The organism is Enterobacteriaceae endosymbiont of Donacia semicuprea (genome assembly GCF_012570535.1).
Lineage (GTDB): Bacteria > Pseudomonadota > Gammaproteobacteria > Enterobacterales > Enterobacteriaceae.
The window spans coordinates 1-718 of record NZ_CP046210.1 but is presented as its reverse complement, the minus strand read 5'-3'; the positions used below and the strand labels follow the sequence as shown (position 1 = coordinate 718).

The following is a 718-nucleotide window of genomic DNA, read 5'->3' as shown; positions in this document are numbered from 1 at the left end:
TTTTCGCTGCCGCTCGACTTGCATGTGTTAGGCTTGCCGCCAGCGTTCAATCTGAGCCATGATCAAACTCTTCAATTTAAAAAAAATACGATACAAAATAATTAATTTCTAAAAATTGAATGCCCACATATATTTTCTGATAAATTATTAAAGAACTAAAAATTATTTTATATATAATAATTTTTACTATTATTAGTAATAATACTAGTTATTTATTAAAAGTCAAACAAAATTTATATTAAATATATTTAATATTTAATATTTTATATCTTATTATTCCTCGAGGAGTATGAACATTAATAATATTATTTTTTTCTTTTCCAATTAATGCTCTAGAAATAGGTGCATTAACTGAAATTAAATTATTTTTCAGATCTCCTTCATCATTACCAACAATTTTATAAGAAATAATTTCATTAGTTGTTATATTTATTAAACTTATTGTAGCACCAAAAATAATTTTATTATTATGTATAATTTTTGTAACATCTATTATATTAGCATTTGATAATTTTATTTCTATATCCTTAATACGTCCTTCACAAAAACTTTGTGCTTCACGTGCTGCTTGATATTCAGAATTTTCTTTTAAATCACCATGTTTTCTTGCTTCTATAATAGAATTAATAATTTTTGGTCTTTCTATATTTTTTAATTTCATTAATTCTTTATGTAGTTTTTTTATACCTTGTAAGGTCATAGGAATTTGATTTATCAT

General features: G+C 22.3%; 1 protein-coding gene and 1 rRNA gene (1 of these 2 cut by a window edge). Both read right to left on the bottom strand.

Features of this window, described 5'->3' with window-relative positions; genetic code table 11:
• Positions 1–78 (bottom strand): 16S ribosomal RNA (locus tag GJT91_RS00010); it reaches 1334 nt to the left of the window's first position.
• Positions 79–238: 160 nt separating this feature from the next.
• A complete protein-coding gene (gene greA, locus GJT91_RS00005) occupies positions 239–718 on the bottom strand; it encodes a transcription elongation factor GreA (protein ID WP_168868232.1) in 480 nt (159 codons plus the stop codon).

Excerpts from the sequence above, each read along its gene's own strand:
- greA (WP_168868232.1), bottom strand. The coding sequence starts at position 718 with ATGATAAATCAAATTCCTATGACCTTACAAGGTATAAAAAAACTACAT.